Source organism: Pseudomonas sp. NPDC087598 (assembly GCF_044743525.1).
In the GTDB taxonomy this organism is placed as follows: Bacteria; Pseudomonadota; Gammaproteobacteria; order Pseudomonadales; family Pseudomonadaceae; genus Aquipseudomonas.
Genome location: NZ_JBIUWQ010000003.1, coordinates 147,232 through 164,088, shown reverse-complemented (window position 1 = coordinate 164,088; position 16,857 = coordinate 147,232). Strand labels below are relative to the sequence as shown.

General features: G+C 56.4%; 16 protein-coding genes. 13 read left to right on the top strand and 3 right to left on the bottom strand.

Going from position 1 to position 16,857, the window contains the following annotated elements:
- Position 1: 1 nt before the first annotated feature.
- The 13 genes from ACIOWE_RS03230 (at position 2) to ACIOWE_RS03170 (ending at position 12,634) form a co-directional block, all read left to right on the top strand.
- Positions 2–610, top strand: coding sequence for a phage tail protein I (locus ACIOWE_RS03230; protein ID WP_401387289.1), 609 nt, complete (start codon positions 2–4; stop codon positions 608–610).
- Positions 603–2,573: a phage tail protein gene (locus ACIOWE_RS03225; RefSeq protein WP_401387287.1), complete on the top strand. Its 1,971-nt coding sequence runs from the start codon at positions 603–605 to the stop codon at positions 2,571–2,573. The genes ACIOWE_RS03230 and ACIOWE_RS03225 overlap by 8 nt, the downstream gene beginning before the upstream one ends.
- A 10-nt stretch (positions 2,574–2,583) precedes the next feature.
- Entirely contained in the window at positions 2,584–3,009 is a 426-nt protein-coding gene (locus ACIOWE_RS03220) for a phage tail assembly chaperone (RefSeq protein ID WP_401387284.1), read from the top strand.
- Positions 3,010–3,112: 103 nt separating this feature from the next.
- Positions 3,113–4,279: a phage tail sheath subtilisin-like domain-containing protein gene (locus ACIOWE_RS03215; RefSeq protein ID WP_401387282.1), complete on the top strand. Its 1,167-nt coding sequence runs from the start codon at positions 3,113–3,115 to the stop codon at positions 4,277–4,279.
- Between the two features lie 13 nt (positions 4,280–4,292).
- Positions 4,293–4,796: a phage major tail tube protein gene (locus ACIOWE_RS03210; protein ID WP_142579941.1), complete on the top strand. Its 504-nt coding sequence runs from the start codon at positions 4,293–4,295 to the stop codon at positions 4,794–4,796.
- 13 nt (positions 4,797–4,809) lie between these two features.
- Positions 4,810–5,409 carry a phage tail assembly protein gene (locus ACIOWE_RS03205; RefSeq protein ID WP_401387279.1) on the top strand — a complete coding sequence of 200 codons (600 nt, stop codon included), beginning with the start codon at positions 4,810–4,812 and terminating at the stop codon, positions 5,407–5,409.
- A gap of 150 nt (positions 5,410–5,559) precedes the next feature.
- The gene (locus ACIOWE_RS03200) at positions 5,560–8,376 is read left to right on the top strand and encodes a phage tail tape measure protein (RefSeq protein ID WP_401387277.1); all 2,817 of its coding nucleotides are present in this window, start codon (positions 5,560–5,562) and stop codon (positions 8,374–8,376) included.
- A gap of 9 nt (positions 8,377–8,385) precedes the next feature.
- A complete protein-coding gene (locus ACIOWE_RS03195) occupies positions 8,386–9,231 on the top strand; it encodes a phage tail protein (RefSeq protein ID WP_401387274.1) in 846 nt (281 codons plus the stop codon).
- Complete coding sequence (locus tag ACIOWE_RS03190) at positions 9,206–9,412, top strand: tail protein X (protein WP_401387271.1); 207 nt, start codon at positions 9,206–9,208, stop codon at positions 9,410–9,412. Before ACIOWE_RS03195 ends, ACIOWE_RS03190 begins: the two co-directional genes overlap by 26 nt.
- A gap of 90 nt (positions 9,413–9,502) precedes the next feature.
- Complete coding sequence (locus ACIOWE_RS03185) at positions 9,503–10,552, top strand: phage late control D family protein (RefSeq protein WP_401387269.1); 1,050 nt, start codon at positions 9,503–9,505, stop codon at positions 10,550–10,552.
- 49 nt (positions 10,553–10,601) lie between these two features.
- Positions 10,602–11,165 carry a glycoside hydrolase family 19 protein gene (locus tag ACIOWE_RS03180; protein WP_401387266.1) on the top strand — a complete coding sequence of 188 codons (564 nt, stop codon included), beginning with the start codon at positions 10,602–10,604 and terminating at the stop codon, positions 11,163–11,165.
- Positions 11,147–11,689 carry a lysis protein gene (locus ACIOWE_RS03175; protein WP_401387263.1) on the top strand — a complete coding sequence of 181 codons (543 nt, stop codon included), beginning with the start codon at positions 11,147–11,149 and terminating at the stop codon, positions 11,687–11,689. The genes ACIOWE_RS03180 and ACIOWE_RS03175 overlap by 19 nt, the downstream gene beginning before the upstream one ends.
- 150 nt (positions 11,690–11,839) lie before the next feature.
- Positions 11,840–12,634: a DNA adenine methylase gene (locus tag ACIOWE_RS03170; RefSeq protein ID WP_401387260.1), complete on the top strand. Its 795-nt coding sequence runs from the start codon at positions 11,840–11,842 to the stop codon at positions 12,632–12,634.
- A 263-nt stretch (positions 12,635–12,897) separates the two neighbouring features.
- On the opposite strand, the gene ACIOWE_RS03165 is transcribed toward ACIOWE_RS03170, so the two are convergent.
- From ACIOWE_RS03165 to ACIOWE_RS03155, 3 genes are all read right to left on the bottom strand, one after another.
- A complete protein-coding gene (locus ACIOWE_RS03165) occupies positions 12,898–13,575 on the bottom strand; it encodes an HNH endonuclease (RefSeq protein WP_401387257.1) in 678 nt (225 codons plus the stop codon).
- A 309-nt stretch (positions 13,576–13,884) separates the two neighbouring features.
- Positions 13,885–14,352 carry a hypothetical protein gene (locus ACIOWE_RS03160; protein ID WP_401387255.1) on the bottom strand — a complete coding sequence of 156 codons (468 nt, stop codon included), beginning with the start codon at positions 14,350–14,352 and terminating at the stop codon, positions 13,885–13,887.
- Positions 14,353–14,364: 12 nt separating this feature from the next.
- The gene (locus ACIOWE_RS03155) at positions 14,365–16,467 is read right to left on the bottom strand and encodes a P-loop ATPase, Sll1717 family (RefSeq protein WP_401387252.1); all 2,103 of its coding nucleotides are present in this window, start codon (positions 16,465–16,467) and stop codon (positions 14,365–14,367) included.
- Between the last annotated feature and the right edge of the window lie 390 nt (positions 16,468–16,857).

The following is a 16,857-nucleotide window of genomic DNA, read 5'->3' as shown; positions in this document are numbered from 1 at the left end:
TATGAAAAGTCTACTGCCGCTCAACAGTACGCAACTGGAACGGGCCATGGAGGCCGCGTTCTTCGAAAAGACGATTGTCCCTCTACGCGACCTCTACAACGCTGATACCTGCCCGGTGCATTTACTGCCGCACCTGGCATGGGCGTGGTCGGTGGATCGCTGGGATTACCGGTGGAGCGAAGCTACCAAGCGCGCGGCCATCAAGGCGTCGTACTACATCCACAAACACAAGGGCACCATCGGCGCCTTGCGCCGAGTGGTTGAGCCGCTGGGCTACCTGATCGAGATCGTTGAGTGGTTCCAGACGGTGCCCGAGGGCGTGCCCGGGACCTTCGCGCTGAAGGTTGGCGTTCTCGACACGGGTATCACCGAGGAGATGTATCAGGAACTGGAACGCCTGATTGACGATGCCAAACCCGTCACACGGCAACTGACCGGGCTGGCCATCAGCTTGGAGACCCAAGGGAATCTGGACATTGCCGTGTCCCTTTACGACGGCGACGAAATCGACGTTTACCCACCCGTCATGCGTGACATTGAGGTCACTGGCACCTTTGGCGTGGTCGGCCGTGAACACACCATAGACACCCTGGACGTTTATTATGATTGATGCGAACTCGCAGTTTTTCGCGATCCTCACGAACGTGGGGATGGCCAAGCAGGCGAACGCCGACGCGCTCGGCATTCCCTGGAAACTTACCGAAATGGGCGTGGGGGATGCCAACCCGAACGGGCTGGCAGATCCGCCCAATCCGGTGCCGTCGGCCATACAAACCAAGCTGCTCAATGAGTGGCGCCGAAAGCCGCTCAACCAACTGAAGATTGACCCGGTCAATCCGGCGGTGATCATCGCCGAGCAGATCATTCCCGCCGATGAGGGCGGTAAGTGGCTCCGCGAAATCGGCCTCTATGACGCGGATGGAGATCTGGTGGCGGTGGCCAACTGCGCACCTAGCTTCAAGCCGTTGCTGTCGCAAGGCTCTGGCCGCACACAAGTCGTACGCATGAACTTTGTGGTCAGCAACACCGGCAATATCACGCTCAAGATCGATCCGGCGGTGGTGCTGGCGACTCGCGAATACGTCGACGCGAAGATTCTGGACGAGCTGAGCAAGCTGGATATCAAGCAGTCAGTTCGTGCGGCGACCACGGCCAATATTGCTCTGTCCGGTTTGCAGGTGGTGGATGGCGTTTCGCTGAACGCCGGCGACCGGGTGTTGGTGAAGAATCAGACGGCCGCCAAGGACAATGGCCCGTATGTGGTAGCGGCTGGTGCCTGGGCGCGCGCCAAGGATGCGGACGACAACGCGAAGGTGACGCCGAATCTGACGATGGCGGTTGAGGTTGGCGCGACGCAGGCCGACACGATTTGGCAACTGGTGACAGATGGCGTGATTGTTGTGGGGGCCACGCCGCTGACATTCAAAGACATTACGGACGGTTTTGCCCGTTTGCTTTCGCCAAGCTTCTCCGGCAATCCGACAGCGCCGACACCAGCGCAATTCGACAACAGCAAGTCGATTGCTACAGCCGAATTTGTTAAACGAATGGGTCTTGAGTATTCGGGGTTTACGACGAACAGCGCGAGCCTGGCCCTTGCGTCTTCACACGTTGGTGGGGTTCACAGTTTCTCAGCTGTTGGTCAACTCACTGCAACGTTGCCGCCGACTGTTGGTGTCGCGCAGGGCGCCACTATTACGGTGGTATGTGCTGGCTCTGGTGGTTTGAGTGTTGCGGCGGCTGTGGGTGACGTGGTGTACACCTCGTCGGGTGTCACCGGGTCGATTCTGATGGCGCTGGGCGATACGGCTGAATTTATCCGATTGCAAGACCAGTGGCGGCTGATCGGCGGGACGGTCGCGTTGCGTTACGCGGCGGTTATGGGTGGGCCGAACTTCCTGACTCCGCCTCAGTTCGACAGCTCGCTAAGGCTCTCTACGACTGAGTTTGTACAGCGGGCGCAGGGAAATCTGCGTTCAGAAACGGCGGTGAATTCATCGACAACCCTGGGTGCGAACGCAATTGGTCAGCTTATTGTCGGACTTGGCGCTACGCCATTCACCACTACGCTGCCCCTCGCGTCTAGCGCTCCAAGTGGGTCGCAGATTCACTTTCTGGCGACAAACCCAGTATCGACTTGGATTGTTCAGCGGCAAGGCGCCGACATTCTCGACAACAACGCAGGCGGAACTTACATCGTTCTCGGGTTGGGCGATTCGGCCGTATTTGAGTCGAACGGGGTTGGTACGTGGAGGCTCGTAGGCGGGAGCGCGGCGCTTCGAAAGTGTGCCGACTTTACCTCGTTGCTGCTCACTGGCGGCCATCAAAAGCTGCCGAGCGGACTGATTATCCAGTGGGGCGGGGGCGTGACAGGTTCGAATGGTCAAGGCACTTTTACTTTGCCGATCATTTTTCCGAACGCAGTCCTGAAGGTTTTTATCACTGCTTCTGGCACTAACTCCGTGGCTACTCTCGGTGCTGTTACCACGAACTCGGTGGGGGCAAATTGCTATACCGGGAGCACAGGTGCCGGAAAGTCAGAAAACATTCAGTACTTCGCTATTGGCTTTTAAGGGGGGGATGATGTTCAGTTCAAAATCAGCTCGCGGGTTCGTCGATGGAGTAATCAACACTGCTATTCCTGCCGACGCGGTGGAGATATCGGCCGAGCGTCACGCCGAGTTAATGGCGGGTCAGTTGGCCGGAATGGTCATTGAATGGGGGGATGATGGTTTGCCGGTGTTGGTTGCGGCGCAACTGCCAACCGATGAGGAGTTGGCCACCGCAGAGCGCGCCTGGCGCGATGCGCAGATTGTCGCTTCTGATGGGGTTGTGGCCCGCCATCGCGACGAAGTTGAAAGCGGCTCTGTGACCACGCTGACTTCTGATCAATACATTGAGCTACAGGCTTATCGTCGAGCACTGCGCAACTGGCCGGAAGCGGGGGGATTCCCGCTCGCCGAACACCGACCGACTGCACCGCCCTGGCTCTCAACGCTGCCGCAATAAACGCTCCGCACTGACGGGGCGTTTTTCATTCCGTTACGCGTAACCCCAACACCCTCACAGCCTCGCTCATGCGGGGCTTTTCCGTTTCTGGAGATTGGACTTTATGAGTTTCTTTCACGGCGTTACGACCACCGAAATCAAGACGGGGGCGCGCACTATCTCGCTGCCGTCGTCTTCGATCATTGGTCTGTGCAGCACCTTTACCCCGGGCATCCTCGGCGGCGGCACGGCCAAGGCCGGCGAACTGAAGTTGATCACCACCGAGCGCGAAGCCATTGCGGCATTCGGCCCCGACTCGGCGATCACCAAGGCCTGTCAAGCCATCTACGTCAAAGCCAAGGCGGTGATCGTCGCAATCGGCGTACCCAAGCTGGAAGACGTGGCGCTGCAAACCTCTGCGATCATCGGCGGCGTCCTGGCCTCGGGCCAGCGCACCGGCCTTCAGGCGCTGATCGACGGCAAAAGTCTGTTCAATGCGCAACCGCGATTATTGATCGCGCCGGGTCACACCGCGACTCAGGCGGTGGCCACGGCGCTCGATAGCTTGGCGCAGAAACTTCGAGCCATCGGCATCATCGACGGACCTGGTACCACCGACGAGGCCGCCATGGCCTACGCCGAGAACTTCGGCAGTCGCAACCTGTACATGGTCGACCCAGGCGTCAAGTATTGGGACACCATCACCAGCAAGACCGTTGACGCACCCGGTTCGGCTTGGGCGGCGGGGCTGTTCGCCTGGACGGATGCTGAATACGGTTTCTGGGCCTCGCCATCGAACAAGGAGTTGACCGGCATCACCGGCACCGGTCGCGCGGTCGAGTACCTGGACGGCGACGAGACCTGCCGGGCCAACCTGCTCAACAACGCCAATATCACCACGATCATTCGCGATGACGGTTACCGCCTGTGGGGCAACCGTACGCTGTCGAGCGATCCGAAGTGGGCATTCGTTACCCGTGTTCGCACGCTGTTCATCCTCATGGACGCGGTGCAGGCCGGGCACAAATGGGCGGTCGACCGCTCGATCACCAAGACCTACGTGACCGATGTCACCAACGGTCTCAACGCGTTCATGGCCGACCTGAAAGCCCAGGGCGCGATCATCAACTTTGAAGTGTTCCCCGACACCGAACTGAACACGGCCAGCCAGATTGCCCAGGGCAAGGTGTATTGGCGCATCCGTTTCACCGACGTGCCGCCGGCAGAAAACCCGAATTTCCTTTTCGAAGTCACCGATCAGTGGATGACCGAAGTGCTTGAAGCAGCCTAAGGGGGCGTAGCCAATGATTCCTCAGACTTTGTACAACACCAACCTGTTCGTCGATGGCGTGAACTTCTCCGGCGACGTGCCCAGCCTGACGCTGCCCAAGCTGACCACCAAGACCGATGAGTATCGCGGGGGCGGCATGGCCGGCCCCATCGAGATGGATCAGGGGCTGGAGAAAATGGAGGCCTCGTTTGTCACCAAGGGCGTGCGCCGCGAGTCGCTGAAATACTTCGGTCTGGCAGATGGCACGGCGTTCAACGCCACGTTCCGTGGTGCCTTCAAGGGCCACAAGGGTGCGGTGACAGCGGTCGTTGCCACCCTGCGCGGCCGGCTCAAAGAGGTGGATCTCGGGGACTGGAAAGCCGGTGATGCGGCCGAGATCAAACACGCCGTTGCGGTCACGTACTACAAGCTCGAAATCGACGGGCGCCTGATGTACGAGATCGACATGGTCGCCGGCATTCAGGTGATCGACGGCAAAGACCAACTCCTCGAAGTGCGCCAGGCGCTCGGCCTGTAAGGAATAGATTCAGATGACTCAAGCAATCGCTAAAAACCTTCCGGCGTGGCTGTCGCTCAGTGCTGTCGGTGCCGTCGTAACGCTGACCCGCCCAAGCCAAGCCAATAGCATCGACGTCGAGACGTTGAAACTGCGTAACCCGACCGTGCGTGAAGTGCGCGCGGCTGACCGTGCTGCCAATGGCGATGATGAACAGCGCGAACTGATGCTGTTCGCAGGTCTCGCCGAGGTCGGACTGAAGGATCTGGAAGGCCTCAAGCTGACCGACTATCGCCGCGTGCAAACAGCGTATTCGCACCTGGTACCGAAAACCGATTATTCGCACTCGATGCCGGCGTGGTTGTCGCTGACCACCGACCAGGTGCTGGTAACGCTGTCGTGCCCGAGTGAAATCAACGGCGTGACCGTCGACAAGCTGGCCTTGCGTTCGCCGACCGTGGGCGATGTGCGTGCAGCCAACCGTGAAGTGGGTGGCGACGACGAGCAGCGCGAGCTGGTGTTGTTTGCTGCGTTGTCCGGTGCGCCTGTGGCGGATCTGGAGGGGCTGAAGCTGGTGGATTTTAACCGCTTACAGGCCGGCTATTTTCGCATGGACAACGACGACGGGCTTTAACCCCAGCGTTATCAAGTCGGCGGCGAAACGTCTGGCGGCGGAAACCGGATTTTCCGCTGCTGAGATCCAGTCGATGCCGTTCGCGGATATGGTGTGGTGGCTCACGGATTGAGCCGCCACCGGTAGTGCTGGGCACATGAGGGCCATGACATGGCAAACAAACTCGCCCTCGGGCTGGTGATCGGCGGTGCCGTCAGCTCCACGGTCGGCACCGCGTTCAAGGACGTGACCGGGCGCATCAAGCGCCTCGAGGCAGAAGGCAACAAAGCGCGTGTGCTGCAGCGCACGATTGGCGACACCATCCGCCTGCGCGAAGAGTGGAAAAAGGCTCACGACACCGGCGCTGCCGGCGCGTCCAAATTACTCAACCGTTTGAACTCGAACCTCGACAGCTTGAAAAAGCAGGGGATCGAGGTCGGCCGTCTGGAAAAAGCCTATCGCTCGATGGGGCAGACGGCCAAAAAAACCGAGCTGAAAGCCAAGGGTCATCAGCAGATTGATTCAGGCGTAAAAGGCATGAAGGGCGCTGTCGGTGCAGCGGTGGTCGGTGTCGGTGCCATGGCGGTACCAACCAAGGTCAGCGCTGACTTTGGCGCGATTGTGCGTGACATCGCGATCAAGGCCGGCATTGCCAACAAGCCGCAAGAGCAGGAGATGTCGCGCAAGATCATCGACACTTCGCGCGATACCGGCATGGCGCGCAACGATGTGGCCGACGTCGTCAATCAGTTGGTCGGCGCCGGTATGGATCTGAGCAAGGCGCTGGAATATGCGCCCGTCGCGGCCAAGTTTGTCGTGGGCCAGGGATCCAGCGGCGTCGACACGGCGAAGATGATCAACGCCCTGGGGCAGAACGCCAAGATCACCGACCCCAAGCAGATGCAGCAGGCGCTGGAGGCGATTGCCTACCAAGGGCAGGCGGGCAGCTTTGAAGCGGCCGACATGGCCAAGTGGTTCCCCGAGCTGCTGGCGAACATGGCCAGCAACGGCATCACCGGCTTGGATGCGGTGACCCAATTGGGTGCCATGTTGCAGGTGCAGATGAAGCAGGCCGGCAGTTCGGACGAAGCGGCCAACAACCTGAAAAACTGGATGGGCAAAATCGGTTCGACCGATACGGTCAAAGCCTACGAAAAAGCCGGGATCGACTACAAGGGGTCGATGCAGACCGGTTTGCAGAACGGCATGTCGACGCTTGAGACCAGTATGGCGCTGGCTCAGAAATACATTCAGGCGACCGATCCAAAGCGCGCGGCGGCCATGGCCGAAGCCACGTCAAAAATCAGCAAAGAAGCCGATCCAGACAAGGCGAAGGCCATGATGGCCTCGCTGGAAGAATCCTTGCGCACGGGCGACCTGTTCGCTGACATGCAGGTCAAGGCCGCACTGTCGGCCTACATGCAGAACAAGGCGTTGTACAGCCAGCTCAAAAACGATTCGCGTGACGCGACCGGGATCCTCGACAAGAACCTCGCCGAGCGGCGCGAGTCGTCATCGCAGAAATGGGCGGAAATGGCCCAGTCGATGGATGACGCCATGCGCAGCATCGGCGATGCCTTGCGGCCGGTGACGGATGTCGTCGCGGAGTCGTTGACCAAGGTCGCGAAAGGCATCACTTCGCTGTCTGACAGCTCGCCCGGCGTCGTGACGGGAATTGGATTGGTCAGTGCTGCACTCGTTGGATTGTCCGGTCTGTATAGCTCTTTCAAGATGGGCAAAGGGATGCTCAACCTGGCGCGCGGAGCCTTGGGTAAAGGCAAGTCGGGTGAAGTGCAAAAGGTCTTTGTGACCAACTCCAAGGACGGGGACGGCGATGGTGACGACAAGGAGGCCGAACCCAAGGGGAAGGCCGGCAAGGCGTTGTCGCTGGTAGAAACCGGCCTCAAAGCTGTGGCCTCGTACAAGGGTGTGCCCATCGACGGCGAAGGCGATGGTGACGACGAGGGCGGCGAGGTTGGAGACAAGAAGGCCGGCAAGTTCAACCTCATTACCACCGGCCTCAAGGTGGTTTCCATAGCCAAGGAAGCGGTCTCAGGCGGCGATGGCGATGGCGACGGTGGCGGCGAGTCAGGCGGCGGTGGCGACGAAGTCAAAAAGGTGTTTGTCGTCAATGCCGGCGCCATGGGTGGCGGTGCGGGTGGTGCAGACGGGCCGGGTGAATCACGTCGACGTTCGCGCAGTTCGAGACGCTCCCGCCGCCGTGCGGGTGGTACGCGTCCGCCCGTAGCCCGTCCGCCGGTGCCCGTGCCACGGCCGCCGATTCCGCCAGTGCCACCGGTTCCGGCCGGTGCGATGTCCAAACTGACTGGGGTGGTGCAGGCCGTCGGCAAGGTCGGCAAAGTCGCCAAGGGGATTCCCGGTGGTTCGCTGCTGGAAGCCGGTGCGATGGCGTTCGACACTTTCGAGAATGCCCAGACCCAGGACGAAAAGGCCGAGGGTTATGGCGCGGCCGCTGGCAATCTGGCCGGCACCATGGCCGGTGCAGCGGCGGGGGCGGCCATTGGTTCGGTGGTGCCGATTATTGGCACGGCAATCGGCGGCTTGATCGGCGCCTATCTTGGCAGTCAGGGCGGCGCGGCGCTTGGCGGTTCCCTGGGTAAATCGCTGTTCGGTGGCGAGGATGAAAAGCCTGAGGAAATCGCAAAGGCTCCGGTGCCGAGCACGCCGCTCATGATGGTGTCAGCGGGGCAGCAAGGCCCGGCGCTGGGTGATGTTGCGCGCTCGATGGCAGTGACGGCGCCGCTCAAGTCGGCGGCGCTCGCCATTCAACCCAAGGAGCCAGAAAAACCGATACCGGCCAAGGTAGACCAGCAGTTTCAGTACTCGCTGAACATGCCGGTCACGGTGCAGGGTGATGTCAAAGACCCGCAACAAATGGCGCAGGATCTGATGCCGCACATGCAGCGAATGATGGCGGACGCGGCGAAGAGTAACGCCGCCAAGCTGTACGACGAACCCCATGTCTAAGGAGGCCTCATGGCTTATATGGAGAGGATGCAATCGAGCCTGAAGTATTTGCTCGAGGCAGTGGAAACCGGGCGGCGCAGTGCTGACGGCATGCTGACCCCGGTCAACGGCGCGATCCGTGAACTGACCGGCGCCGCGTCCGAGCTGGAGAACATCCCGTTTGTTGGTCCGGCCATCGGCGCCAAACTTCAGCGGGTGATGCGCGGTGTCGACGCGGCTCAGGCCAAGGTCGGTCAGGTAGTGGCGGTGTACGGCCGCGCCACACGGGCGGCGGCTGAAGTGCAGGATCGGCTGGGCACGTTGAAGGAACAGGCGGGCAAGGCGGCCACGGCGATCAACAACGTCGCCGGCAAAGTCAGTCCTTCGCTGGCCAACATCGTGCCCACCAGTTCCTTTACCGGTGAGGCCACGCCGGCGCCGGAGGCGGTGAAGCCGTTCCCGCACCTGATGATCATTCAGCCGCGCGATCCGAAAATTGAGCCGTATTACTTCAACCTGGACACGGCGGCGTTTGATGAGTTGAGCCGTTCGACCGAATTTCGCTGGGCTTCGCAGGAGCGGTTGACGCGCCGCCCGGCGAAGCAGGCCATCGGTATGGGTGATGAAAAACTGACACTCAAGGGCACGATTTACCCAGGCTTCAAGGGCGGATTGAAGCAGCTCGATACGCTGCGTTCCATCGGGGCCAGGCTTCAGCCGCTGACGTTGACCACCGGCTATGGCGAGGTGATTGGTACGTGGTGCCTGAAAAACATCAACGAGGAACAGTCCGCGCTGCTGCACGGCGGGATTGCTCGCAAACAGGGTTTCACTTTGGAGTTTGAGCGCTATGGCGACGACATGCAGGACGTCTGATGGCGACATGCTCGATGTCATTTGCAACAACGCTTATGGGCATCTGAATGGCAGCGTCGAAGCCGTGCTTGATGCCAATCAGGGGCTGGCTGATGAGCCTCAGCCGTTCCGGGCGGGCGTGATTATCGTCCTGCCGGATCTGCCTATGCCGACCGAAGAAGGCATCTCGCTTTGGAATTGATGAGCTACAGTCATTTTTGTAGCCCAAAAGGACTTGCAGCTATAACCCCTTCAAAACCCGCCTTGGCGGGTTTTTTTATGGAAAAAATCCATGACTCCGATGTTTCGAATCGTCGCCGATGGGGCCGACGTTACGGCCAAAATCAATGATCGGCTGTTGTTGCTGCGTACCTCTGACAAGCCGGGCATGGAGTCCGACGAGTTTGAATTGCGTATCGACGACCGTGATGGGCAAGTGCAATTGCCACGACGTGGCAGCTCAATCGAGATCTACCTGGGGTATGTCGAAACGACCTTGGCGCGTATGGGCAGCTACACCGTGGACACGGTCGAAGTGTCAGGTCCGCCGGATACCATCGTGGTCAAGGGTAAGGCCAGCGACATGCGTGGCAGTGGCAAGACCATCCGTAGCGGAAGCTGGGAAGACGTGCCGCTGTCGAAAATCGTGGCTGACGTCGCCGCGCGCAATGGCTGGACGCCGGTGTGTCAGGTGTCGACCAAGGTCGCCCGGGTCGACCAGCTCAACGAGTCCGACTTTAACTTCATCACCCGGCTGGCCAAGCAATACGACTGCACAGCCAAGGTCGCCGACGGCAAGCTGTTGGTGATGCCACGCCAAGGTGGCCAGACAGCCAGCGGCAAGACGTTTGGCGCAATCACCCTGACTCGACGCGACCTCAGCCGTTGGCAATTTAGCCTCGGTGATCGCAACTCACACAAGGCGGTCGCCACCAAGCACCAGAACAAGAAGGACGGCAAGCTGGCGGTGGTCACCATCGACAACGATGACGCTCCGGATGGGCTGCCGGCAGTGCATACCGACCGCCATATCTACCCAGACAAAGGCGCTGCTGAGGCGGCGGCCAAGGCCCGTCTGTCAGCGTTCAACCGCTCGACCGCCGATGTTCGGCTTGAGATGCCAGGCCGAACGGACATCTTCGCCGAACGTCCCATCATCGCTCAGGGTTTCAAGGTCGGGCTTGATGGCGAGTACCTGGCGGATTCGGTCGAGCAGGTGTTCACCCAATCCGGATGGTCGACCACGGTCGAATGCAATGCCGGCAAAGCCGGTAAATCCAAGGGCAAGAAAAAGAAAGGGGCTAAAGCACCGCTCAAGGTTGTGAACATCGAGAAGCAGTAACCGCATCCCGTCGCCGCCTGAGTGCGGTTTTTTTACGTCTGGAGTTTGTATGTCCATCACTGAACAACAGCTGCAAAGCATCATGCCCAACGCCCGCCGCCAAGCGGGCGTTTTTGTATCCGCCCTCAACGCAGCCATGGCCAATCGACAGATCAACACGCCGAAACGCCAAGCCGCGTTTCTCGCGCAAGTCGGTCACGAGTCGGGTCAGCTGCAGTACGTCCGGGAACTGGGCGGCGACCAGTACCTGAGCAAATACGACACCGGCAACCTGGCGGCGAAACTGGGCAACACGCCGGCAGCGGATGGTGATGGCCAGCGTTATCGCGGTCGCGGCCTGATCCAGGTCACCGGCCACGACAACTACCTGCGCTGTAGCTTGGCGCTGTTCGGTGATGAGCGATTACTGCGCACACCTGAACTGCTGGAACTCCCGCAGTGGGCCGCTGAGTCGGCCGCGTGGTTCTGGGCGGTGAATGGGCTTAACGTGCTGGCCGATCAAAACGAGTTCAACACGATCACCCGCAGGATCAACGGCGGCCTCAACGGCCTGCAGGATCGGCTGGAGTTGTGGGGGCGGGCGAAGGCGGTGCTATGCGTTTCGGCGACTTGATATCAGGGCCTTACCAGTTGCTGGGAAAGGTGGTGCTGCTGATTGCCTTGGCCGGCACATCTGCAGGTATTACCTGGCGAGTGCAGGACTGGCGCTACGGTAGTCGCCTAAGCGAGCAGTCCCGGCAGCACACCGAAACCCTCAACCAACTGAATCTGGCCTCGGCCGCGCAGCAGCGTGCCGAGCAGGACAAACGCCTCGCGCTCGAGCAGCGTCTGGCATCCAGTGAACAAACCCATTACAGAGCCTTGAGCGATGTCCAACGTGATCAAGGTCGCCTGCGCGACCGCCTTGCCACTGCTGATCTGCGCCTGTCAGTCCTACTCGACGCCACCACCAGCGCCGGCAACGGATCGGTGCCAGCCGCCACCGCCACCGGCGGCGTGGTTCATGGCCCCACAAGAGCCGAACTTGACCCAGCGCATGCTCAACGAATTATCAGCGTCACCGATGACGGCGACCGGGGGCTGATTGCCCTCGCGGCCTGTCAGGCATACGCCAAAGAAGTCTCAACACCGAAGTGAAAAAGAGCGGCCGGTCCGGATGCGTCAACATCCGGATCGACCGCCGTCCCTGCAGATGGTCCCTGCAAGTCCAGCCAAGGCTCTTGCTCCGTGCACAAAGCGCGGCGAGCCTAGCACCTGTTTATCCATACAGTAAAGGTCTTGCTTTTTATGTCTACACCCATCATCCCTTGGATGGGCGGCAAACGCCGCCTGGCCGACCGCCTCCTTCCGCTTTTTCCGCCTCACGAATGCTACGTCGAAGTCTTTGCCGGCGGTGCCGCGCTCTACTTCATGAAGCCCCAGCCATCACCCGTCGAAGTCCTCAACGACATCAACGGTGATCTGGTCACGCTTTACCGCGTCGTGCAGAACCACCTCGAAGAATTCGTGCGCCAATTCAAATGGGCGCTCAGTTCGCGCCAGGTGTTCGAATGGCAGAAAATGACCCGCCCCGAAATCCTCACCGACATCCAGCGCGCCGCTCGATTCTTCTACCTGCAGCACCACGCCTTCGCCGGCAAGGTCTCCGGTCAGACGTTCGGCACAGCAACCACTGCTCCGGCCATCAACCTGCTGCGCATCGAGGAAAATCTCTCGGCCGCCTGGCAGCGCTTGTCCGGCACCTACGTCGAAAATCTCCCTTGGCTTGAATGCGCAGAACGTTACGACCGTGTCCACACCTTCCAATACATGGATCCGCCTTACTGGCAGACCGCTGGCTACGGCGTGGACTTTCCGTTCGAGAACTACGAACGGATGGCCGACTTCATGCGCCGCTGCAAAGGCAAAGTGATGGTCAGCATCAATGACCACCCGGACATTCGCCGTGTGTTCGAAGGCTTCCACTTCGAGACCCTGGACATCCGCTACAGCAACACCAATCAGCGGCAGGGGAAGGCCGAGGTCAGTGGTGAACTGGTGATCATGAATTGGGAGCCGGCATCGCTGGGAGGATTGTTTTAGCTCTGTTCTGAGATTTGGGAGGGCAGCTTTCGACCAGAAGCGGACGTTCGCAAGCGACTGCTACCGGCCAGAAGCGGACGTTGGCAAGCGACCGCTACAGACCAAAGGCAGATGTTCAGGAACGACTGATTCCGGTCAAAACGCGCCGACCGGATCAGGCGGCTTATGACTCGATTCCGTCATTCAGAACGGATCATTTGGCCAAAGCCAGATAATTTGGCACGACTATGAAATCAGAGGTGATTCATTCCCTACCACTGATTCTAATAAAGCTCACATCGGGTGTGCATCATATTGGAGGAAAATCGAACAGCACGCCAAAACGCTCTTTCACTGCCGTCAGAAGCCTTCAGAAGGGATGGTTCATAGTCCGATTGCAGCCCGGCTAAACGATACAAATCTCTGTAGGTTTCAGCCCCCAGCTCCTGGTTACAGGGAGCGCAAAGCGTCACCAAATTCCTAAAACTGGTTTCTCCCCCCTTTGAATGAGGCCTGACATGTTGAAGAGTCAGCTGATCCCGTCCTGTGCATAGGACACATTGATTATTGTCTCGATCAAGTATTCGCTTCTTGAACTTCCCTCGAAAGGTGCGCCTCCTAATAGATGGAGCAGCAATCTCAATATCAGTGAAAGAACCATATGGGGAAATAAGGCACTCACGTTTTTTGAGCCAATGACTCATGTGTTCTCTGGCAAAATCAGAGCTCACTAACGCCCAACCCTGAACACACGTCCAATCATAATAAGTGCGTTCGTCGTCAACCCACATATACTTAAATCCAAGCTCATCTAAGGCAACACCAAATCTCTCCTTGCTCACCTGCGACGGTTTGCGATACTCAAGTCCATCAGGGCCTGGCTTACTGCCCAAAGTGTCAGTTGAAAAATAGGCGTAACCCCCACATACGAGTTTCAAATCAAATGCATAAGACGCGCTCATTCCTATTCACTCCAATTGGTTGTGCGGATAATCGGACAAAATCAACTCAGAGTAAAGCGATAGCACTCATTGAGCATTCCGAAAGCTAAGGGGTGGCACAACGCCGCAAAAAAGTTAAATTTATAAAGTAGCCTCATATCATTATGATGATGCTGTACCCAAAACGTCATGTTTTACGCCACTACTCTCCTCTTCATCCGGCATTGGATATATCTGAAATACTTTTTTCGGCCAAAAACGGACAATCGAATTCCAAATCGCTTGAGCAGCCGAAGGTAGTCGCTATTTTCTCTTGCTGTAACTAGTAGCTCATTTTAAATTGTTTTTTATAGTGTGCACGGTACCTAAAAGATGATTATAAACACCATGCTTCTGAAGTCCAAACCGTTTGCCGAATGCATCGGATTTATCATTGGTACATTCCAATCCGATTTTGCTGTACCCAATACTCCCTGCGCACTCGACTAAAAAAGCCATAAAATTTCTTCCGTGGCCCCGTCGGTGCTCTTTGAATCCAATTCTACCAATTACCAAGGTGTCCGAATCCCATATGCCGCCCTTGGGCGGTGTAACTCGAAGATATAATTCATACTCATCACTGTGCGCATTCACGGTATGCCCTGTCACTGACTCAGTGAGCCTCTTTTTTTCTTCAAACTCCCTAGATAGATAACAATTAAGCATCTTAGAAAACTTTTGAGCATTTTCCTCTGACTTCTTTCGATCGGAGTCGCCTTCGATAATCTTGCTTACTTTATGCTGTTGAACAATATCCATCATCGGCCTGCGCTATTTTCTTTTTGGTCGTCTGGTGTATGTTGTTTTTAACTGTAAATAATTTCTCTCGTAGTTATCGAGTAGCGAAAACATTAGTCTGTCGATGGCATCGTGCTTTTCTGGATTTCTAAGCTTTTGTAGAAGCCTGCATAAATAGCGTGCTGGTAATTTTATTATTAGCACAGAGTGCGATTTGTGCATTTCCCTGACCCAATCCAACTCCACGCCGGTCATGTGCTCATCTTCATCTCGCGTTATTATGAATCCAAGTTTTCCGTATTGGCCTGTAAGATAGGATTGCAGTTGCCGATACTCTTCAGGTCCTAAGCCAGAATAATTTTTCGAGTCGAATACGACTTGGCGGACTTTATAGTCCTCGTGAACACGCTTCCAGAAGTCGGAGCCGGAACGATTGGTGCCGACAATGTCTCGACGTTGTACCGCTTGGCCATTAGGTGCTAATTCAAGGTTGACAAGGTGCGAAGCAAATATAATCCGCAAGGTATCAAGGCACCAATGCTCAAACTCTCGCGCGCCATCCCTGCCCAACGGAATCTTATCTAACTGTGAAACTGTTTGTCCTATTTTTACCTTTCGAATTTCAGGGGTTGCGGATTGTACGACAATGTCATATTCATCGTTGATCTCTTCCGCCTCCTCTGGAGCTAACGCGTTGCGAGAAAGGTTTAAGCCGAGCCAGTAGCAAGGGTGAATAAGTATTTTGTCTCTATTCTCAAATCCTTTGTCGGGAGTTCTTCCGTCATGACAAAATGAAAAAGCTGAGGTATTGCTGTCGTGGATGCCAATAAAACCCACACTATAAAGAGACTGCAGAAGCCCACTGGCTTGAAGTATCCTTGTTTCTGCCAAAGACTCATGATTGCTAGTATCTTCACTTGTCTCGATATGGTGCTGTATTACCTGGATTGCGCTTCCTACCAATAGTTCAGGCTCTCCATCTTTGAATGAGCTGGTGACCAACTGTATCGATGGAAATATTTTTGAATATTCTTTCCACAGATCTTCGAGGCGTGCGACTGATATGGATTGTGCTGCGCGGTCTAGATCTTGAATTACGGCCGTTTCTCTTGAGTTTCGCGCAGCACAGAAAAAAGTTTCATTAAGCAGCGAAAGTAAATCGCGAGGTCTATACAGTGTGAACTGTAAGCATTTTTTAAAGCCGTCACGCCCTTGGAGCTCTCCCGCAGTAACCCTGTCCCAAACCTTTTGGTCTTTCTCAACGGTTATTTTGAAAGATAATTTCATGCGTGCTGTAACCAGGGTTAGGAGCTGGGCCCAATCCCAGTGTAGGCGTATCACTTGGCCTTCGATATTTCTTGAATAATCGGGATCTTCTTTTGCAAGTGTCCGGTATATATTGTCGCGCAGAAAGACGATCGGTCGTATTAGATGAGATCTTTTATTTAGTTCGATAGCTGCGTAGGTTAGCCCTGCGATCATTCCAATACCGACGGCATCGGATTCATATCCCTCGTCTAACCGATCCATCAGCACTACGACTCGGCGATCTGCTTTGTCAAATAAACCTAATACTTTTTCTTCTACTTGGCTGAGCTCAAGGTTGCCCGGTAGATCACCCACCGCCTCCTCAGGATAAATGGAGGTAAGAAATAGTCTCGCTATGTTTCGGCATTTGGTAAGATAGCCTCCCTTGGTTTCATTCCATCGCATGAGATGAGAGCTGAGCAGGCTATCCCTCTCTATTAGCGAGGATAGCTTGTAGTTTGATAAAACATAGTTAGCCATCTCCATAAACATGGTGTATTTCCAAAGTAACTTGGTAACTGCTCTGGAGAGGTTGAAAGATTCTGAAAAGGGTCTCAACAATGATCGAAATCCGATTATTTCAGTGTCTTCCGGGGAAAAGCAAATAACGATTACTTTTTTATCTTTCTTCCAATGCTTTTGTAACTCTATGTATAGGGCGCTCTTCCCTGTTCCTCTTCGTCCTACAACAATAGTTCTGTCGTCAGACTCAATCAATGAACGAAAATCGGCGGTCGCTACGAAGGCATCTGACAACATTCGACTATCATTTTCTGCCGTCGTATCTCCTAGAGAGTTTGCTCTTATAGGTTGAGTAATACTATTCATCACTGCGCTCTCCTTAGCGTGGCTTGACGGCTGATTTTTTGTGATGTTTTTCGATAGAAAAATCTTGCCTCTCTGCTCAATCACAATGCACCCTCATCGATCGCCGATTGTCCCAACATTGGCATCTTTTCGAAATATATCCTGAAAATAGTCAGAAAGATTGTCTGCAGCGCTTTTTTTCGATTCGAATACGTAGCGTGAGATTGCGGCCGACTCACCACGACTTCACCTGTGGGCTGACCGGCTCTTCTTTTCGTTTATCGCACCCTGTTCAGCGGGGAGCCAGAGGTCTTTTGTTCATCTATATCAGCAGCCATGAATTGATGCCCGTTGCGGGTCGCGAACAGTTAATCACTAGCGCACCCCTTGGCCGGTAACGGACGCCTGCGA

What these genes read in the sequence shown, in the direction of transcription:
- ACIOWE_RS03230 (WP_401387289.1), top strand. Translation starts at nt 2, where the DNA reads ATGAAAAGTCTACTGCCGCTCAACAGTACGCAACTGGAACGGGCCATG.
- ACIOWE_RS03225 (WP_401387287.1), top strand. Translation starts at nt 603, where the DNA reads ATGATTGATGCGAACTCGCAGTTTTTCGCGATCCTCACGAACGTGGGG.
- ACIOWE_RS03220 (WP_401387284.1), top strand. Translation starts at nt 2,584, where the DNA reads ATGTTCAGTTCAAAATCAGCTCGCGGGTTCGTCGATGGAGTAATCAAC.
- ACIOWE_RS03215 (WP_401387282.1), top strand. Translation starts at nt 3,113, where the DNA reads ATGAGTTTCTTTCACGGCGTTACGACCACCGAAATCAAGACGGGGGCG.
- ACIOWE_RS03210 (WP_142579941.1), top strand. Translation starts at nt 4,293, where the DNA reads ATGATTCCTCAGACTTTGTACAACACCAACCTGTTCGTCGATGGCGTG.
- ACIOWE_RS03205 (WP_401387279.1), top strand. Translation starts at nt 4,810, where the DNA reads ATGACTCAAGCAATCGCTAAAAACCTTCCGGCGTGGCTGTCGCTCAGT.
- ACIOWE_RS03200 (WP_401387277.1), top strand. Translation starts at nt 5,560, where the DNA reads ATGGCAAACAAACTCGCCCTCGGGCTGGTGATCGGCGGTGCCGTCAGC.
- ACIOWE_RS03195 (WP_401387274.1), top strand. Translation starts at nt 8,386, where the DNA reads ATGGCTTATATGGAGAGGATGCAATCGAGCCTGAAGTATTTGCTCGAG.
- ACIOWE_RS03190 (WP_401387271.1), top strand. Translation starts at nt 9,206, where the DNA reads ATGGCGACGACATGCAGGACGTCTGATGGCGACATGCTCGATGTCATT.
- ACIOWE_RS03185 (WP_401387269.1), top strand. Translation starts at nt 9,503, where the DNA reads ATGACTCCGATGTTTCGAATCGTCGCCGATGGGGCCGACGTTACGGCC.
- ACIOWE_RS03180 (WP_401387266.1), top strand. Translation starts at nt 10,602, where the DNA reads ATGTCCATCACTGAACAACAGCTGCAAAGCATCATGCCCAACGCCCGC.
- ACIOWE_RS03175 (WP_401387263.1), top strand. Translation starts at nt 11,147, where the DNA reads ATGCGTTTCGGCGACTTGATATCAGGGCCTTACCAGTTGCTGGGAAAG.
- ACIOWE_RS03170 (WP_401387260.1), top strand. Translation starts at nt 11,840, where the DNA reads ATGTCTACACCCATCATCCCTTGGATGGGCGGCAAACGCCGCCTGGCC.
- ACIOWE_RS03165 (WP_401387257.1), bottom strand. Translation starts at nt 13,575, where the DNA reads ATGAGCGCGTCTTATGCATTTGATTTGAAACTCGTATGTGGGGGTTAC.
- ACIOWE_RS03160 (WP_401387255.1), bottom strand. Translation starts at nt 14,352, where the DNA reads ATGGATATTGTTCAACAGCATAAAGTAAGCAAGATTATCGAAGGCGAC.
- ACIOWE_RS03155 (WP_401387252.1), bottom strand. Translation starts at nt 16,467, where the DNA reads ATGAATAGTATTACTCAACCTATAAGAGCAAACTCTCTAGGAGATACG.